This window comes from Aliivibrio fischeri, assembly GCF_009727955.1.
Lineage (GTDB): Bacteria > Pseudomonadota > Gammaproteobacteria > Enterobacterales > Vibrionaceae > Aliivibrio > Aliivibrio fischeri_A.
Genome location: NZ_WOBR01000004.1, coordinates 546,797 through 572,222, shown reverse-complemented (window position 1 = coordinate 572,222; position 25,426 = coordinate 546,797). Strand labels below are relative to the sequence as shown.

The window sequence follows — 25,426 nt, the reverse complement described above, 5'->3', positions numbered from 1 at the left end:
TCTCTCCACCGGATTAGCTCTTAGTCGCATCAAACGCAAGATCTTCACCGTCAGTCCAACCTGCGTCTTTCGCACCACGTTCAACAACACGTTGACGGAAGATGTCAGATACTTTCTCTGCATCACCAGCCAATAGTGCTTTTGTTGAACATAGAGAAGCACACATTGGTAATTTACCTTCAGCGATACGGTTTGCACCGTATTTCTCACGTTCTTCTTTAGAACCTGGTTCTACACCTGGGCCACCAGCACAGAATGTACATTTGTCCATTTTACCACGCTCAGCAAATGCACCCTGTTTAGGGAACTGAGGTGCGCCAAATGGGCAAGCAAACAGACAGTAACCACAACCGATACAAAGATCTTTGTTGTGACGTACGATGCCGTCTTCTGTGTGTTCAAAACAGTCTGCAGGACATACTGCTTTACATGGTGCATCAGTACAGTGCATACATGCTACTGAGATTGATGTTTCACCTGGTTCACCATCATTTAGTGTTACTACGCGACGACGTTGAATGCCCCATTCTAGAGCATCGTCATTTTCGTTTTTACATGCAGTGACACAGCCGTTACATTCGATACAACGCTTGGTGTCACATAAGAATTTCATTCTAGCCATTTTATATCACCCCTTACGCTTTTGTGATTTTACATAGTGTCACTTTGGTTTCCTGCATTTGCGTTACAGGGTCATAACCATAAGTGGTTGCTGTGTTTGCTGCTTCACCAATAACGTATGGATCAGTGCCTTCTGGGTATTTATTACGTAAGTCTTCACCTTGGAATTTACCGCCAAAGTGGAATGGTACGAATGCTAAGCCAGGCTTAACGCGACGAGTTACCATTGCCTTAACGTGAATGCGACCTTTCTCTGCACCTTCAACCCAAACCATGTCACCGTCTTTAAAGCCGATGTCGTTTGCGTCTTTCGGGTTAACTTCAACGAACATTTCTTGTTGAAGTTCAGCTAGCCATGGGTTTGAACGTGTTTCTTCACCACCACCTTCGTACTCAACAAGACGACCAGAAGTCAGAATAATTGGGTATTCTTTAGACTTGTCTTGGTCTTGAATTGTTTTGTACAGCGTTGGAATACGGAAGTTCGCAGCGCGGTCATCCCATGTTGGGTAATCAGCAACAAGATCACGACGAGGTGTGTATAACGGCTCACGGTGTTGTGGAACACGGTCAGGGAACGTCCATACAATTGCACGTGCTTTTGCATTACCAAATGGCATACAACCGTGTTTAATAGCAACACGTTGAATACCGCCAGATAAGTCAGTTTTCCAGTTTTTACCTTCTGCTGCTACTTTCTCTTCTGGTGTTAAATCGTCCCACCAGCCTAGTTGTTTAAGCAGTTTGTCAGTGAATTCTGGGTGACCATCTTCGATTTCACAACCTACTGGGTAGCTGTCTTCAGCTAGTAGGCTTTGACCTTCATATTCCACACCAAAACGTGTACGGAAGTTACCGCCACCTTGAGCAACAGGTTTAGACGTATCATAAAGGATATGCGTACCTGGGTGCTTCATTTCTGGTGTACCCCAACAAGGCCAAGGAAGACCGTAGGTTTCACCATTTACTGGGCCGCCTTCTGCTTCTAGCGTTGTTTTGTGGAACGTATGCCAGTTTTGTGTGTGCGCTTTAATACGCTCAGGGCTTTGACCTGTGTAACCGATTGTCCACATACCTTTGTTGAATTCACGTGTGATGTCTTCAATTACAGGTTGGTTGTTTTCATCAATTTGGATGTTTTTGAACAGTTGATCTGCATAACCAAGTTTTTTACTTAGTAGGTACATGATCTCGTGGTCAGGTTTTGATTCAAACAGTGGCTCAACGATTTTTTCACGCCATTGGAATGAACGGTTTGATGCCGTTACAGAACCGTGCGTTTCAAATTGTGTTGTTGCTGGTAGTAGGTATACCCCATCAGTACGGTCGTTCATTACCGCTGCAACTGTTGGGTATGGGTCTACAATAACCATCATATCCAGCTTGCTCATTGCTTTTCTGATTTCAGTACCACGTGTTTGTGAGTTTACTGCGTGACCCCAGTAGAACATTGCACGGATATTGTCGTTTTGTTCGATGTTTGCTTTGTCTTCTAAAACACCATCAACCCAACGAGATACAGGAATACCAAAGTTATTCATTGGCGTTTTGCCGTTGTATTTACCTTGGTCGAAGCGGCCTTTCACCCACTCGAAATCCAATTCCCATACTTTAGACCAGTGTTTCCATGCGCCTTCACCTACACCGTAGTAACCAGGAAGCGTATCAGAAAGTACACCTAAGTCCGTTGCACCTTGTACGTTATCGTGACCACGGAAGATGTTTGCACCGCCACCTGATTTACCCATGTTACCAAGAGCAAGTTCTAGGATACAGTATGCACGTGTGTTGTTGTTACCAGTTGTATGTTGAGTACCACCCATACACCAAACAACACAACCTGGACGGTTTTCAGAAAGCAGTTTTGCTGTTTCGTAAACTTCAGCTTCAGTGATACCTGTTACACGCTCAACTTCTGCTGGGTTCCATTTTGCAACTTCTGTGCGGATCTCATCCATACCAAATACACGTTGGTTAATGAATTCTTGATCTTCCCATTTGTTTGCAAATACATGCCATAGTACACCCCAGATGAAAGCAACATCTGAGCCCGGACGCAATGCAACATAGTGATCAGCTTTTGCTGCTGTACGTGTACGACGTGGATCAGCAACAACGATCTTACAACTGTTCTTCTCTTTTGCGATCAGAATATGTTGCATTGCTACTGGGTGCGCTTCTGCTGGGTTTGAACCAATAAACAGAATTGACTTACAGTTATGCATGTCATTGAATGAGTTTGTCATCGCACCGTAACCCCAAGTGTTTGCTACACCGGCTACAGTTGTTGAGTGACAAATACGCGCTTGGTGGTCAATGTTGTTTGTGCCCCACATTGCTGCGTTTTTACGATACAAGTATGCTTGTTCGTTGTTATGTTTTGCAGAACCTAACCAGTAAACTGAATCAGGACCTGACTCTTTACGGATCTCAAGTGCTTTGTTACCCACTTCTTCGATCGCTTGTTCCCACGATAGTTTTTTCCACTTACCGTTTTCAAGCTTCATTGGGTATTTTAGACGACGCTCACCGTGACCATGTTCACGAAGTGCAGCACCTTTTGCACAGTGACCACCTGCGTTGAATGGGTGGTCAAATGCTGGTTCTTGACCAGTCCATACGCCATTTTGTACTTCAGCGTAGATACCACAACCTACTGAACAGTGTGAACAGATAGTACGTTTCACTTCTGTAGGTGCATCAACTGGCACTTCTTTCGCTTGTGCTTTTTTCATCATGCTTGGAACAAACATGCTTGCACTTGCTACTGCACCCGCAGCAATTGTTGAAGTACGCATGAACATACGACGTGTAATGCCCAGTTGGTTCTCTTGCTTCTGTACCGAATCGGAACGTTTAGTCAGTTTCATTATTATGCTCCGTTATAGGCTGTCGTAATAATCACGAATGTGTTGAGTTTCACGATATCCATCGCCTTTTTTCTCAACGTTTTTAGTTTCCGCTACTGTGTTTGCATTTGCAGTACCAGATACCGCTGCGGCTACTGAACCTGCGGCAGCAGCAGTTGCAAGGCCTTTCAGTAGATTACGGCGGTTTAGGTCCGTTTTTTTATCGCTCATTCAATGCTCCTATGATTCCAATGTATTTGGAATGGGCTTTTGTTTTTATGGTTCTAATTCTAGTTAAATGAATTGATTTACGTGCTATTGCACTTCTGTAATTTCAATTTCATTTGGGTTCTTAGCAAATCGTGTTTGCTCTACGCTGAAAAACGCCAGAGTCAAACTCACTACCGATTTGTAGAAATTTGCATGTTCAGCCTGTGTAATTTGATCACAAAGTGACACAAACCAAGGTTGAATATGTCGATTAAAGAATCGCTGTTGCAGTACTTCTGCATCACCTGACTCTATAAGCATAGCCATTACTTCACATAGTGCTGAAATGTGATCTTCTGGCTCTTTTACTTCTTCTGCACGCTCGAAACCAAGCTGCATTAGATCTTGTCGTAGTGCGACTAATGGTTTTTCCATTAATGCACCAGCCATGTGCCATGAGCCAAACGGCATCACTTCACCACGGCCTACACCAATAAATAAGTTTTGATACTCATCTTCTAGTGCTTCTTGTTCTGATTTTTTTGCTGCATCTGAAATCACAGACCATGCTTTGCTCATTTCGTGGCTGTCATCGCCTTCGACTTCAATACCACTTAACCAATCAATCACATTTTGATCAGGTGCTACTCGGTATAAATGCGCTAATAAACCGTAGATTTCTTGTCGAATTTGTTGTTGTTCATTCATGCCATTACACCTTTAACTGTTTTTCAGGGTTTGCAGACAAATCGGTAAAGATGTCTCGAACTCGACAATCTTCACACATATATAGACGTTTAATTGATGCTTCATCGTTGAAGTGAGGGTTACCCTGTAACTTAGAGCGTAGCATTTCAATCATTGATGCTGGAGCAAAAGGCGCACCACAGCTAATACAGCATGCCGCGTCTTCTTTATGCACAATTTGTGTTTCTTGACGTGTCTCTTGGTTCCAGTTCATTTGCACTTTCATGCTTAACACTTTTTCTGGACAAGCACTTACGCAAAGACCACATTGAACACAATCTTGCTCAATGAATTTCAGTGTTGGTGAATCTGGATCACTATGAAGTGCACGTGTTGGACACACAGCGACACAACCCATGCACAAGGTACAATCTTTAGTTTCGCAAGTGATTGTTCCGTATGGTGCGTGTGATGGTAGAGATTGGATCTCTGTGATTTCAATTTGGTTTGCTTTTGAGTCGGCAGCAAGGTGATCCAACGCCCCCATTAGACGCTCACGCTTGTTACCTTTTAATGGTGCATCCATTACAGATAACGGCGTATCAATCAGTGTCATCTCATTTAACGCTTCCATGTAAACCACTTGGATTCGTTGAGGATCTAAACCTAATTGAGTTAACAATGCCTGAGCAATTTCCACTTCTTGTGTTAGTACACGTTGAATGGTTTCTGGCATTCTGCGACTTGCAATAAACAGAACTTGCGCTGCGCCATTCACTAACGCAGAGAACCATGTATCAATACCCACTGATAATAATTCATCAAGAACCACTGGAATAACATGGTCTGGCATGGTTTTAAGTGCCATTACATTGAAGTTCTCATGGCGGTCACTACAAAAAGCGATAATAGGTGTCTCTCCACCCTCTTTTTTGTAGTTTGCTAATAAGCGAGTTGCAAAGTTTTGCGTTTTCTCTGCTTCTGGTAATGCGTAGCTGATCGCTTCTGTTGGACACGCGGTTGCACATGTACCAACACCTTGGCAAAGGTATGGGTTAATTTGGATGTGGTGCCCCGTTTGATCTGAACCTTCACTGGTTAATGCGCCAGCAGGACAAGCATCAACACAACGCTCACACCCTTTTACGCCACGTGAACTGTGTGCACATAACTCTGGGTTTAAGCGGAAATATTTTGGTTTATCAAACGTACCAACAAGACCCGGTAATTCATCAAGCACTTGTGCAAGTGTTGGATAACCACGGCCTACTGGGTAGTAACCCGGTACTGGCACTTGTTCTTTCATCACGCTATCTAGTTTCATATCTAAAACTAAATCAAAAGCGGTTTTTCCGATGGTTGTTTTGGCAAGGTTTACACGCTCGCCATTAACCACGCACTCAACATCGAACGCACCTAAGAAGCCTTTAATAGTGACCTCTTTTGCGTGATAAACAGTTTTGTCCGTTTTTTTATCTTGAGTATCTGATTCTGTCGATACCAATGTGATGCTGTTTAATTCAGAGAACTGCTCTGCTACATCAACAATGATGCTCGTAGGCCCGATAATGACCAAGTTACCACGGCTTTCGTAGCTCACCGTTGGCGGGATCAAGTTGTTTAACTCAACGGTTTGCTCAATAGCGAACTTACGCGCTTTGGCATTCGTTGTTTCTGATTGTGCTAAAAATTGGGTTAACATTGCTTCACCTATTCTTGACCCCATTCGGGCCTATTCAGTTCTATGACTGGTTTATAGGTTCTATATCGCAATATCCGTACCAACTTAATGGCTAATTATGAGAAATATTAATAGGTTGAATTGATGATTATTTAGACTATTTGGCGGGAGTTATTTTTATGCGGGACATTTTGTCTCAACTTGGTTCAAAATGTCCCGATTCTTTATATGGTCTTTTTTGTCTCACTTGAGTCAATATCGTCGCTATTAACGTATTGATATTCATTATCATTTTCATTTATAGCGTCAGTATCAAGAGCGATTTCTTCGTCTGAAATCTCCTCTTTTTCTTCTTCAGGCTCAACTAACCATTCACGTAATTTGCTTGCTGTTTCACTGTCCAATTTTGGTGGTGTTGAGTAGTTTGGCTCATCTTCCATCGCAAATTCTGGATTCAAAAACATCTTACGCAGTGCTGCTTTTTTCAAGTTTTTATCTACGCCTTCAGCCATAAATTGACTGACGTTACTTGTGCCTGTGATAGTGACTAAATCTGCTTCGGTAGGCAGTTCAGGCTCTATCTCAGTTTCGCTTTCTTTTTCAACAGCAACACTAGGCTCAACAAGGACTTGTGAATCTTCTATCGTGTCTGATTCAGTAGTTAATACTGGCTCATCACTGACTTCTTCACCCTGCTTAACTTTTTGTTTTCTTAAAGACCATCTACTTAGGAAGTTGCTCACTTGCGCGCCCCGCACCTTTACGTTTTTTCTTACGAACTTCTAATAACTCGCCATGTTTACCAATATAAGCTTCTAACCATGCTTGCATCGGTAGCGGCATTGCTGTTGAAAGCACTAAATAATCACCATCCATATATTGTCCGATCATGCTTTGTGATGCGGTGATCATAACTGGTGTTAGTTGATCATTATCGTTTTCAAAAGCAAAGAACAATTTAGGATCTTGTGAGCTTAGATTGAAACGATAATCCGTTCTTTCATCGCGGAAAATTTCTAAATCACGCTCAAACAGTGAAACATTATCTTGTGTCTCATTTACCTTCTCATAAAGATGAATATCACCAAGTCGCCATGATGGTGCACTCCAACGGCCAACCTGTTTGATTTCTTCAATCACTTCAAATTGTAATGGCCATTTGTTTTCTGTTTTCTGTTCCACAAGTTATCCTTCTTTTGATGAAGTTTTGTATTGCTATTTATACTCTAAAGCAAAGCTTGTACCAACCACGCTTTCTTTTTTTACTCTATGGTATAAAATTTGCCTAACCTAGATAAATAATCAAATCTCATTCATTTGGAGCTTACTTTGAGCCAATCACCTAAAATAATTACTACTGGCACTGTACCAAAACAAACCATTTCTGTTGATGTTTATGATGAATATGGTGAAAAGCTAACAAAAGAGATCGCATGTGAACAACCTTTAACCGTAATGCTGAATTGGCAAGAAGTCGTAACATTAATGACCCTTGGCGCTCGCCCTGCTGAGTTGGTTTTAGGGTACTTAAAGAACCAACATTTTGTTACTGATGCTTCTCTTTTAGAATCGGTGATTATTGATTGGGAAACCAAAACGGCTGCTGTAAATACGAAAGAAACCACTGAACACGTTAAAGAAAACTTGAAGAAAAAGACGGTTACTTCAGGTTGTGGTCAAGGCACCATGTACGGCAACGTAATGAAGCAACTTGAAAACTATCAAGTACCACAAGTGACGATTAACCAATCTGATCTTTACGAATCATTAGAAGCGCTGACATATCACAATGATACTTACAAAGCAGCAGGTGCTGTGCATGGCTGTGCAGTGTGCAAAGACAATAAAGTGCTTTCATTTGTGGAAGATGTAGGTCGTCATAACGCGGTTGATACGTTAGCTGGTGAGCTGTGGTTAAAACAAGAAGCAGGTGATGACAAACTCTTTTACACCACAGGCCGTTTAACGTCAGAAATGGTGATTAAAGTCGCTCAAATGGGCATTCCTGTTTTACTTTCACGCTCTGGTGTAACTCAAATGGGATTAGACTTAGCTCAAAAATTTGGCATTACCATTATTGCTCGAGCAAAAGGTAAGCGTTTCCAAGTGTTTGCTGGACATGAAAAAATCAATTTTGATGTGAAAGGTTAAGTAGAGCTTAGGGACTAAAAGCTAGGGACTAGGGGCTAGGAAAAGCAGGGACGAGTGAGAGCTAAAAGCAGTTACTCGTCCTTCAGTTTATTAGTTACTCAGTAAGCGACATTCATTAATTGTTATATCCAAATTAGCTTTACCAGACTTCCAACTTTCTATATGTAATGTTCTAAGATAGGGTGTATATGTATAATTTGTTCCATTTTGATCTTCATATTCGAATGTAAGAGGATCTTGTATATTAACCTCTATTGTTTCAACAACATTATGAATTTTTATTAAATCTTGTTCACCATTACAACGAAACTTCCTATTTACTAAATTATCATTTGCCTGTGATGAACAACTAATCAAGGCTAGAGTTACAATTAACTTTTTCATTCCGGATACATCCAATACAATTTATAAATTCAATAATTTTTGGGAATCTGGTATTAACTTCAAGACTGTAGTTATTACTCGCCCCTAGTCCCTAAAAACTAGTCCCTGCTCTTATTGATTATTCTCAAAAATAGCTCTGAACTCTTCATGATGCTGTAAGAATATATCGACAATCTTAGGGTCGAAAGAAACTCCCTTTTCTTCTTCAATGATCTTAATCGCCACTTCATGAGTAAAACCTTCTTTGTAAATACGCTTTTGTCGTAATGCGTCATACACATCCACAATACTTACAATTCGAGCTTCAATCGGTATCTCTTCACCCACTAAACTCAAATACCCTTTACCGTTCCATTTTTCATGATGATAAAGCACGATATTTTTAGTTATCAAACTCAAGTCAGTATTCTTGATAATCTCATAACCAATGTTTACGTGTTTTTTCATTACGTCGAATTCATCAGAATCCAGTTTTCCCGGTTTCTTCAATATGTAATGAGGTATACCAATCTTTCCAATGTCATGCAGCGAAGCAATCATACGAATTTCTTCTACAAACGAGCTTGGCATTTTCAATAAATTAGAAAGATGCTCAGAATATACGTTGATTCGCTTGTTATGCTCACTGGTTTCTTCATCACTGTATAACGAGGCCATCTCCAATGAACCAATCAATGATTCGTTCATTCTTAAAAGACGAGCTTGTGCTTTTTTCTCTATATAAACTCGAGTTATCAACACGCCAATGATAAATAAGCTGACAAGTAAAACTGCGATTAGTAGCCAGAAATCATCTTTCTGATACTTTTCATTCTCATTGATATAGATGTTTTTAATCAAACGTTCATTATCTGATGATGTTGATATCAAATTAATGGCATTAAATAGCGCTTCATGCTCTTTCTTTACTGCGATATACACAGAGAATGTTTTGGTTAAGGTTCCTGCGGTTTTTAAATCATACATGTCATGGTTGATTGTATGATTCATTAATAAACGTTGGTCACCAAAAGCATAATCAACACGTCCGTCATCTATTGCTTCAATGATCTCTTCAAAGGTATCAAAAAAGACCATTTTCACATTTAATGTGTTGTTTTTTATATAGTCGTAATAATAAGCGTTTTTTAACATCCCTACCGTCGAGTAGTTTATATCTGCAATACGAGATATGAAATTACCTTCCAACTTATTAAATACAGACAATTCAAAACTGTAATACGGCTTTGTTAGAAAATATTTATCAGTGATGCACTCATTTTCAAATGTCGAAAGTAAAACATCATAATCTTTACACTCACCAACACTTGGCCCAGTAAAGGTGACCGAATCTTTAAATATTCGCTTAATACTGTCGAACAACGTTGGTGCAATGCCGTGATACTCTTCATTAACTAAGTAGCTTGCAGGAAACTCATTAACGCCATAACCAACACTGACGCTTGCTCCTTTAAGTTCATTACTCCCTTTAAAAAGATACAAAAAGTAATCTTCACGGGATTTTTTAACAAACGCTTTTACTTCTTCAGATTTCAACTCAATAAAGTATTTTACTAATATGCTATACAATTCAGATTGCGATTTTGGTATTGCAAATGACGTATATAAGTTATTCAACCTTGGTAAGTTTAATGTCGGAAATGCTTTGTCCGTTATCTCTTGTGTATCAGCAACAAAAGCATCAACCTCTCCGGAATTAAGAGCGTTTATCAGTGAATTAACATCCGCAAATTTTACTGGCGTATATTGTATAGAGTCAGAGTATTGTTCAATAAAATTCGTCGTAGAAAACCAATCTTCAACCAAGCCAATTTTCTTATTATTTAAGCTTACAAGATCAATAATTTGATCCGTATTTTTGAAAAACACTTTAGTGCTAACACGATATAACGTTGGGACAAAAAAATAGTTTTCTTTTCGATTTTCTGTATCAGCAAAATCTAAATAAGCCCCACTCTCTAAACGATCAAACATTGCATTTAAATCATCAATGTCTTTTAGTTTTAGTTGGAAGTTTGTATTGAGTTTTTTGTTAATATCTTGAATTAGGATGCTGTACAGTCCTTTTGGTGTCCCATCCTCAATAAAAAATAATCTTGAATTATAATCATTGTTATAAAACACAAAATTTTTATTGTTTTGTATCCATACTTGCTCTTCCTCTGTTAAATTCATTGAAGAAACAAATGAAGAAAAAACACACATGATAAAAACGAAAATTCGTTTCAATTTGCATACACCATAACAATCAATAAACACAAATAAGTGCAAAAAACGCACACTAACAAAGCACTCTGCAAATGTATAATGGAATTTATTGCACCTATCAATCAATAAAATTTATCTAACTTTTCTCATTAAATTCTTTTTGAAATTTAAGCACTTTTTCTAAATATCTACGAGCTTCAGCCTTAGGATGTTTGTTAGTTAACGCCCAATAAAGCTGATTTGGTTGCAAGCTATTTATCTCATCAATAGCTTTAGTTCTGCTTGGATCAAATGTTGAGAAAACGCCACCAGAGCCACCGTTATAAGCCGAGATCATACTGTAATGCTTATTCGTTGGGTGTTTGATGTCTCTTAAATAACGATTCTTCAAAATATAGAAATACGCTGTACCTGTATCGATATTATGCGCCGGATTAAACAAGTACTCTTTTGTTGGGATCCCCGGCTTATTCTTAACTAATTTAAAGACATCCGCTCCTGCGGTTTTTGGGATCACTTGCATTAAACCATAAGCCCCTGCATGACTTACAGCATAAGGGTTAAAGCTGCTCTCTGTCTGAATAATCGCATAGATTAAGTCGATTGAAATATCGTACTCTTTTGATGCTTTTTTAATTAAATCAGCATATTGAAATTCACGTTGCTCTAAATGGTCATCAACCATAGAGATCTCAACATAATACGCTTTACCATTTTTAATGGTTTTCGTTTGTAACTTATTTTCGATTAAGTAATCAGCATAACGCCCTGCTCGCCATGGCCATTCAATGTCTTTATTCTCTTGGTCTTTAATTTGACCAAGTAAGAATGGACGGCCACGTAACGGAATTGATTTATCACTAAACAAATCCACATGTGATGGGTCTGCTGGCATTAATACAGTGCCGATGATCGCTTTCTTCAACGTTTCTTTTGGTTGGTATTGAGATATCGTCGAAACGTAAATTTTGCCTTTATCAAAATCGATATGTGCACGAGTTCTATAACCATCTAAATATTTTACGTAGCGATGCTTACCCGCTTCTAGAAACTCTTTATCTCCCCATGTTTTATGAACATGATTAGCAAGATTTTCTAATTGCTCTTCAATGCTTTGATTTGGTTTTGATGTGCTAGGTTTCCAAGAATCTGGCTTTGAAGTTGCACTATTGTTCGAGTTGGTTGTGTCACTCTCACAATTGCATGAATTCGAGTTAGGTCTTTGGAAATTACCATCAAAAATAGGCGTACAAGAGACTGTCGCTAAAGAAATAATAAAAGGAATTAATACGTTTTTCATCGATGTCCTAAATAGCGTATTGAATGGATTTTTCAATGCACTGGGATAGATTACACATTAGGTGTTACTAAATAAGGAGGCGTATTTTACACATTGTTTATTTTTTTGGAATAGCATACGAAACAAACTTCATAAGTTTTTTCACAAGGTGCAGACTTATACAACATTGGAAACAAAATCACACTTTTTTGACGTAAAAAAACCGTCACTTTTGGACGGTTTTTTACTGTTTATTAATAAGTTACAGTTTATATCGTTTAATTTCTTCTTCTAATGAATCAGCTAACGATTTTAATGACTCAGCCTGCAATGCTGCGGTCTCTGCCTCATACGCCATTTGGTTTGCTACTTCTTGCACCCCTTCTGTATTTCGACTAATTTCAGCCGTAACACTTGACTGCTCTTCTGCAGCAGAGGCAATTTGAGTTGCCATATCGCTAATCACATTAATTTGCGCAGCAATATTCCCGATACTGACTCCCGCTTCATCGACATCTTTTACGCTTGTTTCTGCCAAGTGATGGCTGTCCGACATGACTGAAACCGCTTCTTGTGTTGTAGATTGAAGTGTTTCTATCATTGCTTGAATCTCTTCTGTTGAAGTATGAGTTCGTTGAGATAGAACTCGAACTTCATCAGCCACAACCGCAAATCCTCGTCCTTGCTCACCAGCACGTGCCGCTTCAATTGCTGCGTTTAATGCGAGTAAGTTTGTTTGCTCAGCTATCGAACGAATCGTAGCCAAAATTGAGCTAATTTTTAATGCGTGTCCGTTAAGATCTTCAATAATGCCTACTGCACTATTTACTTCACGAGCGAGGTTTCCAATAGATGCTTGGCTTTGATTTGCTTGATCGTGACCTGCTTGTGTTAATCCCACCGCTTGCTCTGCCGATTTCGCTGTGTTTTCAGCATTTCCTGCAATCTCTTGTGTTGCACTCGCCATCTCTGTTACTGCAGTAGCAACCATGGTTATTTCATCTTGCTGATGACGGATATTTTGACTGCGTTGAACAGCTGAATCTGCACTTTCTGCTGCTGAGCGATTTAACTCAAAGGTTATTTCACGTAAATTTGATGCCATCGCATGCAAGCGTGATACGAACTGGTTGAAGTTATCTGCTAACTTACCTACTTCATCATCCGATTTAACATTAATACGAACCGTAAGATCTCCTTCTCCATTTGCAATATCTGCTAATGCATTTGAAACTGTTCCTAACTCTCGTAATTGACGAGTAACAAGCCAGCCCGTAAACATAGAAACAAACAATAAAATTAATGCACCTATAGATAATAATTCAAATAGCATTGAATTTAATGGCGCTTCTAATGTGTCCTTGTCCATCACCAAGGTAATCGCCCAATTGGTATTTGGAACCGCCGTGATCATGACCGCTTTCTCTTTCCCATTCTCTTCAGTAAAGAAAAAACCATCAGATGCAATTTCATTACTTAAATTATTAGCATCGAATCCATTACCAAGTTCTGAAATTGGTTTTAATGCCATTTTCTCATTCGGGTGTGCGACAACAATTTTATTCGTTACATCCAGTAGCATGGCATAACCATTACCTGGAACTGGAATATCAAGAACATCATCAATTAATGCCCCTAGTGCCAGATTAGATGCAGTGACACCGACAATACGCCCATTTTCACGAACGGGTTCAGTTAAGGTAACAACAAGAGCTTGCATCGTATGACTAACATAAGGCTTTGTTGTTACACCCTTATTTGCTGCCAATGTTTCTTTGTACCACCCGCGAGTTCGTGGATCATATCCTGTTTTATTTAACGATGGGTCTTGGCGTTGCATCACGCCATTTTCGTCACCGTAATAACTTAAGCCAAAACCACCTGATGTGAATGTCTGTTTTAAATGAGCGACCATATCTAAGTTAGGATCTCGCTCTATTGCTTCTTTCATAGCAACAATCGCATCTTGACGACCTTTAAACCAATCACCAATACCTAAGCTATAAGCCTTCGCTGTATTTCCACTTTCACTTTGAATGGCATCCCATGCCTGAGTTTTCATTGTCTGATACGAGAAAGTACCAAGAGATACAATGGTTAATACAATAAGCGCAAGACTCGTCAACACGAGTTTAGTTTTTAATGTTAGATGCATAATACGTCTACTTCTAATAATTTTAATTGGTGATATATGCTGAATCAGTAAAACGAACCTAGCCAACTTCGGTTTGCTGACATATATCTCATAATTGAAACAAATAGTTACACTGCGCATCATATAACATTCGACGTACATCAAAATGTGTTCATTTTCACAAACTTAACTGTCTATCTCGTTAAATCTCTTATAATGTCTTCAGGCATAAAAAAACCTAAGAACAATAAACATTATTCTTAGGCTTTAAAAAAGTGAGGCTAATTATCTTAACAAATCGTTCCCGCACCTTGTTGGATATCAGAATCGTTATCAATGATGGCTTGTGCTGCTATTGCTAAACCTTCTGCAATTTGCTCAAGTTTCATCGTTGGTTGTGAACCATCAACCGATTGCTCTGGTAATAATGGAATGTGTACAAAACCATGACGAACATTCGTGTCTTTTAAGTAATGTTGTATTCCATAAAACAGATGGTTACACACAAATGTCCCTGCAGTATTTGAAACCGTGGCAGGTATGCCTTGCGCTTGAATTTCACTAACCATTGCTTTGATAGGAAGTGTCGTAAAGTAAGCGTCAGGCCCACCAACGACTACTGGCTCATCAATAACTTGAATACCCTCGTTATCAGGGATTCTAAAATCGTCTACATTAATTGCAATACGCTCTGGTGTAATGGCTGCACGTCCTGATGCTTGACCCACAGTAATAACCGCATACGGTTGTTGCTCTTCAATTGCTTGTTTTACTGTTTCAATAGATTTGTATCGAACCACTGGAACCTGACAAATAACGATCTCGCCGCCATTAAGCTTACGTCCAGCAATTAACTTAACTGCTTCCAATGCTGGGTTGATTTTATCATTGCCAAATGGTTCAAACCCCGTAATTAAAATCTTTTTCATTGCCTAATTCCCTAAAACGCAAACAGATACATAAATGTAGTATTAATAAGTAACATGATAAAACCAGGAATAAACTGAGTAATAATCACTTGGTTTTTGTTCTCTAACTCTAATAGTGCGGCAGGTACAACATTAAAGTTGGCCGCCATCGGTGTCATTAATGTTCCACAATAGCCAGAAACCATACCAAGTACACCAACGATCACTGGATTACCGCCCATTTCAACCATAAGTAGCGGAATACCAATACCTGCTGTGATAACAGCAAACGCCGCAAAAGCATTACCCATCACAATGGTGAAGATAGCCATGCCGAATGTATAAGCAATAACGTAAGCTAAAACACTACCATGAGGCACAATTTCTTTTACGATTTGTGAAACGGTATCACCAACACCCGCTTGACCAAACAGATAACCAAGTGCAGCTAAGAATTGCGACAAAATAGCCGCCCAACCAATGGTATCAATTAAACGACGACCTTCATGTATGCTTTGCACAGGTCGACATTTGGTCATTCCGTTTGCAACTAATAAAGCCGCAACAGAGCTGATCCCCAAGCCAATAAGTGCACTCTCACCAGTTACTTGGCTCCATAAAATAGTACCAACAGGAACGATGATCGCAGGAAGAAATAGCATATTTTGTAATGACTTCGCACTGGCTTTTCTAAATTCATTATCACTTGAATGATAAGAACCAATTCCCATTAATCCAGCAGAAGCAATCAGTGTCATAAGTAACACCAGCACGCCAACAAACCAATCAGGTAAAATGCTTCCTAAACAGAAAGAAACACCATATGCCAACCAAAATAAACCTGTACCAATTGCTTTTGGATTTTCCTTATCCATAAAGCTTTGAATCGAAAAGGCAATTAATAATAAGCCCGTTGCTTGATAAATATATTCTAACATGATGAATCCCTACTCTTGCTTACCAGCTTTTGCCAAACGCGAATCTTCTATCCATGCTCGAACATAAAACACAACACATGATGCCAATGCGGTTGGAATTGCCCACATAAACATATCGTTTAACGCTACACTGTAACCGTGCTCTTCCAACACGCCTTTAATAAGCAACAAACCACCAGCACCAATAAAGATCAGTTGACTAAAGAAGTTAGCAAAGTTTTCACTCATTGCAGCTAAAGCGCGTAAATGTTGCTTCTCTTTATTTGTTAATGGTTTTCTACCTTTTTCTGCTGCCGCTTCTGCCATTGGAGCAACCAACGGACGGATCATTGATGGGTGACCACCCAGATTCAAACCAAGTGCATTTGTCACTTTACGTAATAATAGATACGTAAGCATCACACGACCTGCTGATGCTTGCTTGATTGATCCAATCAAGGTTTCTGCTCTCTCTCTTAATCCAAAACGCTCTAGAACCCCTATCATAGGTAGAACAAGAATGAATAAAGACATATAGCGGTTTTGCGTAAAAGAAGCCCCGAGGATTGATAAGATCTCAATAAAATCAATCTTAGCAACCAAACCGGTAACAATCCCGGCGGTTAAAATAACTAATAAAGTGTTCAAGCGTAATGCAAGACCGACTGTGATGATTAAGACACCAATTAATGGCCAAAAATCAATCATATTACATCCTTATAAATAGTATCTTTACTCCCATAGCAAGATACAGTTAGTTTTTAAAATGGGTAAAACCAAACAACCCCAAAACGTTATAGAACGTTTCGGGGCATTTAACGAGTATATTCAAAAATAAGTAGATGAGAAGTTTTTAAATATTTTTTATTATTAATTTGTGCAAAATATTTAAGAAAATGTGCCTCTCCGGTTAAATAAGCAACATGTATAAGGTATATACACTCATTGCTGCCATCATTGCTGTAATTAACCACCCAAACACCGACATCCATACTGGGTGCTTATAGTCTCCAACAATTTGTGCTTTTTTTGCCGCTATCAACATAATGCCTAAGGTAACAGGCAGAATAAATCCGTTTAGAGCACCAGCAACAATTAGAAGAACAACAGGCTTACCGATAAAGCAGAATATAAAAGTAGAAATAACAATAAAACCAATAATGAATTTACGAGAGTGCAAATCAATCATCGGATGCAATGTCTTTAAGAATGATACTGACGTATATGCAGCACCGATAACGGAAGTAATTGCCGCAGCCCAAAGAACCAAACCGAAAATTTTATAACCTATGTTTCCGGCAGCGTGTTGGAACATGGATGCAGGCGGATTTGAAGGATCCAGAGTGACCCCTGTACTGATTACACCTAACGCTGCTAAAAACAAAATAACACGCACAATTGAAGCCACACTAATCGCAGAAACTGAGCCTCGATTCACTTGTGGCAACGCTTCTTTTCCTGTTACTCCGGCATCAATTAAGCGGTGTGCTCCAGCAAAAGTAATATAACCACCAACCGTACCACCAACTAGCGTGATGATTGCAAGGACGTTTAATTTTTCAGGCCAGACTGAACGATACAGTGCCTCTCCAATTGGTGGTGACGTTGAGAAAAGAACATACAGAGTCATTACTATCAATGCTGCACCCATTAAAATAGTAAAACGGTCCATCACTTTAGCGGCATCTTTTAACATAAAAATAGTTACAGCAATAACGGCACTGATTGAGGCTCCTGCTACCGGAGATATACTCGGGAATAACACGTTCATCCCCATCCCAGCACCACCAATGTTCCCAATATTAAATGCTAACCCTCCTAGAGCTACGGTGCCTGCAATTGCATAACCTAAACCGGGAAGTAAATCATTTGCTATATCCTGAGCACGCTTTTTTGAAACAACGATTACACGCCAAATATTTAATTGAGCACCAATATCTAAAATAATAGAAACCAGAATAACAAAGGCAAAACTAGCCCCTAATGTTTGTGTGAACACCGTTGTTTGAGTTAAAAAACCGGGGCCAACCGCTGAGGTTGCCATCAAAAAGGCTGCGCCCATTATCAATGACCAACTAACACCTGAACTTTTCGGTAGTTGCCCTTCCTTTGTGGTCGCATTTGACGATTCACTCATGACTTTTTCTGATGACATATCATTTCCTTTTGTTATCACGTCACTGCATCCTTATTGTTGCAGTACCTTCTCGTCTATCGAGATATTTATTAGAATAATTAAGAGTTATAAGAAGTAAAAAACTGGCGCTGAATATGTAATTCAGCTTCTGCACTATGCAGTTCTTTTTCGTAAAATTGAACCGTTGAACCCGGAACACATTGAGATAAACGGCTGATATCAGCGTGTATTACACAACCAATTTTCGGATAGCCCCCAATCGTTTGACGATCACGCATTAGTACAATAGGTTGACCATCATTCGGAATTTGTATTGCCCCAAGAGCAATCCCTTCTGAAATCAGGTTATTACGTTGACACTGAATGGCTTCTCCAGATAACCGATATCCCATTCGATCAATGTTATTTGACACGGTATAAACCGTAGAAAAGAATCGTTCACGCTCTTCTGGTAAAAAATCATCATATTGATAACTCGGGATCACCCCTACCTTTATATGTTTACCATATGTGGGAATAAAACGATTTGGAACTTGTTTACGTAATCTTGGTTCTGAAAATACCGTTGATAACTGAGATACATCTACAGAGTAACGAATAAGTACGTTTGCTTTGAGTGGTTTACCATTTCCTTCGAGGCCGCCTAACCCATCACGAACCACTGTTGCTGTACTGCCTAAAATATTATCAATTTTAAATCCACCACTCACTGATAAATAAGCTCGCAGCCCAGCACTCGCAGCCCCCATTTCAAGCTTATCACCTGAATTAATAGCATAACTCTGCCAAGGGACTATTGGGTCACCATTTAATTTGGCCTGCATATCTGCACCAGTTAATGCCATTGTGGTTGCAGCATAAAAAGTACAGCTAAATTGGCCAAGTGTGATTTCAATTTGTGTTGCATTAGGGTCATTACCAAGTAACTTATTCGCCCAATCAAACGCATGTTCGTCCATTGGCCCCCCCGGAGTAACACCTACAGACTGGTGACCAAATCGTCCTTTATCTTGAAGTAATGCTAATGGACCTGTGCGATTAATTCGTAAAGTCATTTTTATCCCTCACAGACTCTGATTCACAAGGTAATTCCCCACCCATTTCAATATAGGTTTCACGAGAAATTGAAACAAAGGTTACTTTCGCTCCCATCTCAAATAAGGTTAAGTTTTTACGATTAAAATCAATAAGATTAACAGGCGTTCTTCCTATTATTTGCCAGCCACCAGGAGATGACTTTGGGTATATAGCCGTTTGTTGTTCAGCAATAGCTAAACTTCCAGCAGGCACCATTAAACGTGGTGTGCTTTTTCTAGGGACATGAATTCTAGAATCTGTATTTCCCAAATAAGCAAATCCGGGAGCAAACCCTATGGCATAAACTCGGTACGTTTGAGATGAATGTATCGATATCACCTCTTCAAAACTTAAGCCTGTGTGCTCACAAATTTCATCAGCATCAAGTGACACTTCTTTTCCATAATAAACTGGCAGTTCTATTTCTATCGTTGATTTATTCGCTTGCATCTTCTGTAAATCAGAAGGTATACACTGACGTAACCGCATCATAAAACGGCGCAAATCTATACTAGAGGTGTCATATGTGATTAATATAGAGGTATATGAGGGAACAATATCGACGATAAGTGAACCGAGCTCCCGCGTAAAAAGAGTGACTGATTCAGCAATCACATCAGCGATTTCAGGGCTGACTTTATCAGCAAAAGTAAGTAACAACGTCGATTCATTTACAGCGGATATTTTCATCATTACTCCGCCTTTGATTTTAATTTTTTTCGTAGATACTCAGCCGTAGAGACAGCAAATGGTCCATCCCCATGAATACACAATGTATCTGCACGTATTTTTATAATGTCGCCATTTAAGGTCGTTACACAACCTTCATCTATTAATTGATTTGCTTGTTTTTGTATGGCTTCATCTGAGTGATGGCTTGAACCAGGAATACTTCTTGGGACTAAGCGCCCTTGCTCGTCATATGCTCTGTCTACAAAGGCCTCAAACCAAAGTGTAATGCCGTACTCTTTCGCCATATCTACATAACGTTGATGATCAGGTACTGCCATAATGACCAAGGGTAACGTCGCATCATATCGCTTCAAGGCTTCTAATAACGTTTGAAGAATGACGTCGTTTTTCATCATTGCGTTATATAATGCGCCATGTGGTTTTACATAGCTCAACGAGGTCTGCTGGCTTTGACAAATCCCTTCTAACGCACCTAGCTGATAGATAAACAGCGCAGCTAAATCGTCTGAGTCCATTGAGATATCACGTCGACCAAAACCTTGAATATCGTTATAACCGGGATGAGCACCAATCGCTACGCCATGCGCCTTTGCCAGTGCAACCGTTTTCATCATGACACTTGGATCCGAAGCATGCATACCACATGCTATATTCGCCATATCTAACGCTGGCATCACTGCACTGTCATTACCTAATTGCCATAAACCGAAACTTTCGCCCATATCACAATTAATTCTCATTCCCTGCTCCTTAATTATTAAATTTGGTAGTAACAATAAATGTATGCTTTAAAGCACGGCAAACTCTGAACTTAGGCGATCAGTGATCAACATTTTTCCCGGAGCGTGCGTAATACAAAATGGCGGTCGACTCTGACGAATAACATTTTGTGGTGTAACGCCACACCCCCAAAAAACAGGCACTTCATTTGGCTTTATTTCAACGACATCGCCATAGTTTGGGGTTGATATATCGTCAATTCCAATCAGGCTTGGATCGCCAAAGTGAACTGGCGCTCCGTGCGCTTTAGGAAAACGAGTAGTAATTTGAATAGCACGAATAGCATCAATGGAAGTGAATGGGCGCATTGACACCACATAGTTTCCACTGAACTTTCCTGATGATTGGCAAGGAATACTGGTGTCATACATTGAAACATTCTTCCCTTCATCGATATTTCGGATGGATAAACCAGATTGTATTAACGCCTCTTCGAATGAGAAAGAGCACCCTAAAACAAAAGTAACTAAATCTTCTCTCCATAGCGTTGAAAGATCAGAGACTGCAGTTTCAAATTCACCATCATAAAAAACATGATATTCAGGAACGTCAGTTGATAAATTAATATCGTCCCCGATGGATTTAAGGTACTTTTCTCCTGGTTGGCTGACGTCAATTAAAGGACACGCCACCGGATTTTTTTGACAAAACAGCAAAAAATCAGTTGCCCACTCAGCTGGTAATATAACAAGGTTTGCTTGTAAATATCCTGCAGCACAACCTGTTGTTGAACCCGTAAATTGATTATTCCTAATAAGATTACGTAATTCTTTAAGAGGCAGTTTATTGAGCGACAGTCCTTGATCCATATAACAATCCTTTCGTTATTTGTAATTTTATCGTTAACCAAGGGTTACATTACTGCTTATTTATATAATGTCTATTCGTATTTTTCTGCTATTCTTGATAAAAAAAATTTATCACCCCTCAACAAATTAATAAAAGAGAGGCTTAAATGCTCAATTTAAAACAGCTGGAAACGTTTGTCTGGATAGCGCATTTGGGGAGTTTTCGCCAAGCCGCAAAGCATTTATGTACAACACAGCCTGCCATCTCTACGCGTATTGCAAACCTCGAAGAAACACTTAATACGGCATTGTTTTATCGTGATACTGGTTCAATTTCATTAACAGCCAAAGGACGTGAATTATTACCTTTAGCCGAAAAGTTATTGAACAATGCCGATCAATTACAAGTTTTAGCAAACAGTGCTGAAGCAATATCTGGAATTTTACGGATTGGGGTTTCTGAAACGGTCGTACATACATGGTTACCGCACTACTTAGCGCTTATTCATCAGAATTTACCTCACTTAGAGGTAGAACTTATCGTTGATGCCACCATAAATTTACGAAAAGAATTGCTAGCACGAAATATTGATATCGCGATTTTATTAGGAGTAGTTGATGAACCGAATGTGGTTAGTCAAGCCATCTGTAATTACGATTTACACTGGGTGGCAAGCCCGACATTACAACAAACACAAAAAAATAAAGTACTTAACTTTGCTCAGTGGCCATTGATTACCTACGCCCGAAACACATCACCATACTATGAAATAGAACGTTATTTTCATACGCACAATAATCAAGCAACACGCTTCTACTCTGCGAGTTCTCTATCCGCAAGCATTAGACTCGCTGAGAGTGGTATTGGTATCGCTATCCTACCTAAAGAAGTCATACATACTTCTCTGCAAAACAATACATTAGAAATAATTGAAGCAGACTGGTCACCAAGTCCGCTTCAATTTTCTGTTGCTTATATTGATACGCCTGTAAATCTGATGACAATAGAGTCAGTCAAACTGACTTTTGAGGCCGTAAAACAATATAAAAATGTTAACTAATTTAGCAAAGAAGGATATCCCCAACCATTTTCATTTTTTATCACTCTTTCTTCAGTTAAATATTGATACAGTGTTGGAGCTAAAGAACCGTTCTCTTCAATGATAAGTGGTGCCATCTTATTCTTTATAGGCTCGCCCCAAAACCCTAAGAACGCATCTTTCTCTAAATAATGCTCTCCAGCATGACGGCCTGGTACCTTGGTGTTAAAACCAACACCAAACTTAGGAAATAAATTAATCGTTCCAGCTCTGTCTTCTTCGTACAAATAGGCTAATTGGTTTACCACATCAGGACGAGCTGTAAATGATGTTAATGTTCGCCATTCTTGCTCAGTACACCATGAACTCTCTTCATTAGCATCAGCTGAGATCATGCAACGTTGGTATAGTTCATCATATTGCTTTTGTTCAATCTCGTTTAACTGTGGTTTATAGATATTAAGTACATCGACCTCAAGCAATTGAGATGAACCAGCAACAGGTTGATAAAACAGTCGGTTGCCCTTCTTAGAGATCAATTCATCAACTCTTATGTCGTCTTTAAAGCCAATCACTCGTATCTGACATTCATCTAACGAACAAGGCGTTTCTCTCACAACCAGATAATCTAACGACTCTTTTAAGCGTGAAGCAATTTCATTCACAACATTAATCGATTGATCTTCAGGTGCATTAACTGGTATCCATGTTGTGAGCTCGGCATACGTTGGTTGTACTTTCCACCCTTGTTGAGAATTAAAAAAGTCCATCATAAAATTACCACCTGCAGTAGAAGCCACGACAACATCGACCTCTTTATTACTCTCATAGTTTAATGCGTTCGTAATTTTTGGACCTTCTCCTTCATCAGAGGATATTTTCTTAATTATTAATGGGTAATCTAGCTCAGATTGAAGCGTTTCAAATACTTGCTTCTCAGGGTTTAATGAATAATAAACTGGGGCCAAGCCATGATCGCCCGCCATTCCCCACAATGTGCGATCATAAACATTGGCTGATTTATACACATCTGAAATTTGCGTTAACCAATAGTCCAAGCGGTTAAGCTCCCCCGTTGGCATCAATATTTCATCACTAAAAGGGCCTGTAAAATGAGCAAAGTGATCTGGCCATGGGTTATAAATAAGAGCGTAATCCGGCATACCTTTTTGCTCTAACTTAGAGAGCGTTTCTAATTGTTGCTGAATCTTCCATTTCTGTGTGAGCTTACTGTAAATATCTAATACAAAAATATTTTGATAAATGCCAATTTCTTCAATTAGCTCTGCTCTCATTTCTGTTATGGCTTTTTCTGTTTTTGCTCTTTGAGTTAATTCACGTAAACACCGTTTTTCCCCAAAATCACGCAGACTTTCTCCTGCCCCTAAATTCACTAAACCATCGTAAGTTGTATGTGCATTCCAATCATACTGAGCATTGCAATTGAGCGTAACTAAGTAATCTAGGCGATCAAACATAGTTTGAACTTTATTTGCATCCATTAATCGATCTAACTGCAACGCATCATTACCAAAAAAGTAATAGGCACGGTCATCTTGTCTGTCAACAAAGTGGAAATTAGGGATCCCTGTTCCTCCCTTGCCCGATACCTTTGCACCTGTTTTGATTATTGGTAAATTACGAACACTTATCGTAGGTGTTGATGAAATGCCAACATTAACAATGCTCTTTTCATACTCTTGGTATAACTGGTTAAAAAAAGGCAAATAGTTTGGATCTTGATAACCCTTTTCTACCATGGTTTTTAAAAAGGTTAATTGCTGTTCATGCTCTGGTTGAGAGGTTGGCTCCCCATGAGGCTTATATTCATTGCGATTTAAGTGGTCTTGATATATCTGATTTAAAAACGTTTTTTCTGTTGGTGTAACTAAGCCTTCAATAAGGCCTTGTTGCAAGCCATCTACCGTAATTTGTACGGCCAATCGACGCTGTTGACGTGATGCTAAATAAGCAACCAAGGTGTCAGGATTGTCTTTAAATGTTTCTTGTAACCACAAATTTAATGCGATTTGTCGTTGCTCTTGATACACAAATTGACGATAAGATTTCAGCACGTTAAGACGAACAAAATCAATTAATGTTATGGTCAGGGCTTCTGCTTTATTATTTACTTTGTTTTTATTCTCGGGTTTACCATCTGCAATAATAAGCTCTAATGCACTTCGCATCTCTCCCTTATCCATACCAAGCACAGATTTCTCTAAACCAGATAATATAATCGGTTGAATCTTATCGATAATGGCTTTGTCTTCCGGACTATCTGAAAGATACGTATAGCGATCCGGTAAGGTATTAAGATCTTTCCACTCACCAATTTGAACCAATTCATCATAAACCACTACCATATTGGCGATAAATTTACGATCAACCTTTAATCCTTGATGATGCCCTTCTGATGGTTCCAATACATCTTCTGCTTTTTGAAGCTCATTAAGTGTGAACAAAGAATGGCTAAAACGCTGTAATTTTTCTTCACTGTATTTTGTTTTTAAATAGGTTTTAAACGCATCTTCATTATCCATATCTCCGTATTTATCAACGAAAGTATAAAGAAAATGACCAAGGGGAATGGCGTAATAAGGATTAGATAATTGTGCAATAACACGTTTTTTGACGCTACTATCAAGCGGTAGAGATAAAATGTAAGCATCTAGCGTAAGGCCTGCAATAGTAAAAATAGCAGCGTCACGAACGGTGGTTGTCGTATAAGTAATAGAATCATTAATTTGATGTTTTAAGATCTCGCTTGAATTAACAATGCCACCAACAACAGGCACTGCACTGATATTTGCGGAACATGGCAAACTCAACATAGAAAATGATAACGCACTCATTCCTAATAACGACGACACCGTTCTTTT

General features: G+C 39.2%; 22 protein-coding genes. 2 read left to right on the top strand and 20 right to left on the bottom strand.

Going from position 1 to position 25,426, the window contains the following annotated elements; genetic code table 11:
- Positions 1-13 precede the first annotated feature (13 nt).
- From fdh3B to GNP81_RS05985, 7 genes are all read right to left on the bottom strand, one after another.
- Positions 14-622, bottom strand: coding sequence for a formate dehydrogenase FDH3 subunit beta (fdh3B, locus tag GNP81_RS06015; RefSeq protein WP_005419330.1), 609 nt, complete (start codon positions 620-622; stop codon positions 14-16).
- Between the two features lie 13 nt (positions 623-635).
- Positions 636-3,491 carry a formate dehydrogenase subunit alpha gene (locus GNP81_RS06010; RefSeq protein WP_005419336.1) on the bottom strand — a complete coding sequence of 952 codons (2,856 nt, stop codon included), beginning with the start codon at positions 3,489-3,491 and terminating at the stop codon, positions 636-638.
- A 12-nt stretch (positions 3,492-3,503) separates the two neighbouring features.
- Positions 3,504-3,701 (bottom strand): twin-arginine translocation signal domain-containing protein, encoded by a 198-nt coding sequence (locus tag GNP81_RS06005; RefSeq protein WP_005419337.1) that lies wholly within the window; start codon positions 3,699-3,701, stop codon positions 3,504-3,506.
- An 84-nt stretch (positions 3,702-3,785) separates the two neighbouring features.
- Positions 3,786-4,388: a TorD/DmsD family molecular chaperone gene (locus GNP81_RS06000; RefSeq protein ID WP_155674465.1), complete on the bottom strand. Its 603-nt coding sequence runs from the start codon at positions 4,386-4,388 to the stop codon at positions 3,786-3,788.
- Between the two features lie 4 nt (positions 4,389-4,392).
- A complete protein-coding gene (locus tag GNP81_RS05995) occupies positions 4,393-6,069 on the bottom strand; it encodes a 4Fe-4S dicluster domain-containing protein (RefSeq protein ID WP_196587420.1) in 1,677 nt (558 codons plus the stop codon).
- A gap of 203 nt (positions 6,070-6,272) precedes the next feature.
- Positions 6,273-6,791, bottom strand: coding sequence for a DUF3306 domain-containing protein (locus GNP81_RS05990; protein WP_336495416.1), 519 nt, complete (start codon positions 6,789-6,791; stop codon positions 6,273-6,275).
- The gene (locus GNP81_RS05985; protein ID WP_005419342.1) at positions 6,772-7,230 is read right to left on the bottom strand and encodes a DUF3305 domain-containing protein; all 459 of its coding nucleotides are present in this window, start codon (positions 7,228-7,230) and stop codon (positions 6,772-6,774) included. Before GNP81_RS05985 ends, GNP81_RS05990 begins: the two co-directional genes overlap by 20 nt.
- Positions 7,231-7,377: 147 nt before the next feature.
- On the opposite strand from GNP81_RS05985, the gene GNP81_RS05980 reads away from it, so the two are divergent.
- A complete protein-coding gene (locus GNP81_RS05980) occupies positions 7,378-8,199 on the top strand; it encodes a formate dehydrogenase accessory sulfurtransferase FdhD (protein WP_017019603.1) in 822 nt (273 codons plus the stop codon).
- A 90-nt stretch (positions 8,200-8,289) separates the two neighbouring features.
- Here the strand turns inward: GNP81_RS05980 and GNP81_RS05975 are convergent, their stop codons facing one another.
- The 12 genes from GNP81_RS05975 to GNP81_RS05920 form a co-directional block, all read right to left on the bottom strand.
- On the bottom strand, positions 8,290-8,583 hold the full coding sequence (locus GNP81_RS05975; RefSeq protein WP_065603250.1) for a hypothetical protein: 294 nt from the start codon (positions 8,581-8,583) through the stop codon (positions 8,290-8,292).
- A 111-nt stretch (positions 8,584-8,694) separates the two neighbouring features.
- Positions 8,695-10,788, bottom strand: a complete 2,094-nt coding sequence (locus GNP81_RS05970) for an HD domain-containing phosphohydrolase (protein ID WP_155674640.1) — start codon at positions 10,786-10,788, stop codon at positions 8,695-8,697.
- Positions 10,789-10,927: 139 nt separating this feature from the next.
- Positions 10,928-12,091 (bottom strand): membrane-bound lytic murein transglycosylase MltC, encoded by a 1,164-nt coding sequence (mltC, locus tag GNP81_RS05965; RefSeq protein WP_155672304.1) that lies wholly within the window; start codon positions 12,089-12,091, stop codon positions 10,928-10,930.
- 241 nt (positions 12,092-12,332) lie between these two features.
- On the bottom strand, positions 12,333-14,225 hold the full coding sequence (locus tag GNP81_RS05960) for a methyl-accepting chemotaxis protein (protein ID WP_196587421.1): 1,893 nt from the start codon (positions 14,223-14,225) through the stop codon (positions 12,333-12,335).
- Between the two features lie 269 nt (positions 14,226-14,494).
- Positions 14,495-15,133, bottom strand: a complete 639-nt coding sequence (gene pcp / locus GNP81_RS05955) for a pyroglutamyl-peptidase I (protein WP_155674467.1) — start codon at positions 15,131-15,133, stop codon at positions 14,495-14,497.
- Between the two features lie 11 nt (positions 15,134-15,144).
- Positions 15,145-16,050, bottom strand: a complete 906-nt coding sequence (locus GNP81_RS05950; RefSeq protein WP_012533331.1) for a DUF979 domain-containing protein — start codon at positions 16,048-16,050, stop codon at positions 15,145-15,147.
- Positions 16,051-16,059: 9 nt separating this feature from the next.
- The gene (locus tag GNP81_RS05945) at positions 16,060-16,737 is read right to left on the bottom strand and encodes a DUF969 domain-containing protein (protein ID WP_005419355.1); all 678 of its coding nucleotides are present in this window, start codon (positions 16,735-16,737) and stop codon (positions 16,060-16,062) included.
- 202 nt (positions 16,738-16,939) lie between these two features.
- A complete protein-coding gene (locus GNP81_RS05940; protein WP_155672301.1) occupies positions 16,940-18,184 on the bottom strand; it encodes an NRAMP family divalent metal transporter in 1,245 nt (414 codons plus the stop codon).
- An 80-nt stretch (positions 18,185-18,264) separates the two neighbouring features.
- Complete coding sequence (locus GNP81_RS05935) at positions 18,265-19,221, bottom strand: 5-oxoprolinase subunit C family protein (protein ID WP_155674468.1); 957 nt, start codon at positions 19,219-19,221, stop codon at positions 18,265-18,267.
- On the bottom strand, positions 19,205-19,936 hold the full coding sequence (gene pxpB, locus GNP81_RS05930) for a 5-oxoprolinase subunit PxpB (protein WP_236783293.1): 732 nt from the start codon (positions 19,934-19,936) through the stop codon (positions 19,205-19,207). The genes GNP81_RS05935 and pxpB overlap by 17 nt, the downstream gene beginning before the upstream one ends.
- Entirely contained in the window at positions 19,936-20,676 is a 741-nt protein-coding gene (locus tag GNP81_RS05925) for a 5-oxoprolinase subunit PxpA (RefSeq protein ID WP_155674469.1), read from the bottom strand. Before GNP81_RS05925 ends, pxpB begins: the two co-directional genes overlap by 1 nt.
- 48 nt (positions 20,677-20,724) lie before the next feature.
- Positions 20,725-21,525 carry a putative hydro-lyase gene (locus GNP81_RS05920; protein ID WP_155674470.1) on the bottom strand — a complete coding sequence of 267 codons (801 nt, stop codon included), beginning with the start codon at positions 21,523-21,525 and terminating at the stop codon, positions 20,725-20,727.
- Positions 21,526-21,671: 146 nt separating this feature from the next.
- Here GNP81_RS05920 and GNP81_RS05915 point away from each other — a divergent pair, with 146 nt between their 5' ends.
- Positions 21,672-22,565: a LysR family transcriptional regulator gene (locus tag GNP81_RS05915; protein WP_155674471.1), complete on the top strand. Its 894-nt coding sequence runs from the start codon at positions 21,672-21,674 to the stop codon at positions 22,563-22,565.
- On the opposite strand, the gene GNP81_RS05910 is transcribed toward GNP81_RS05915, so the two are convergent.
- The gene (locus GNP81_RS05910) at positions 22,562-25,399 is read right to left on the bottom strand and encodes an alkaline phosphatase family protein (RefSeq protein WP_155674643.1); all 2,838 of its coding nucleotides are present in this window, start codon (positions 25,397-25,399) and stop codon (positions 22,562-22,564) included. The two genes, GNP81_RS05915 and GNP81_RS05910, sit on opposite strands and share 4 nt — an antisense overlap.
- Positions 25,400-25,426: the final 27 nt, after the last annotated feature.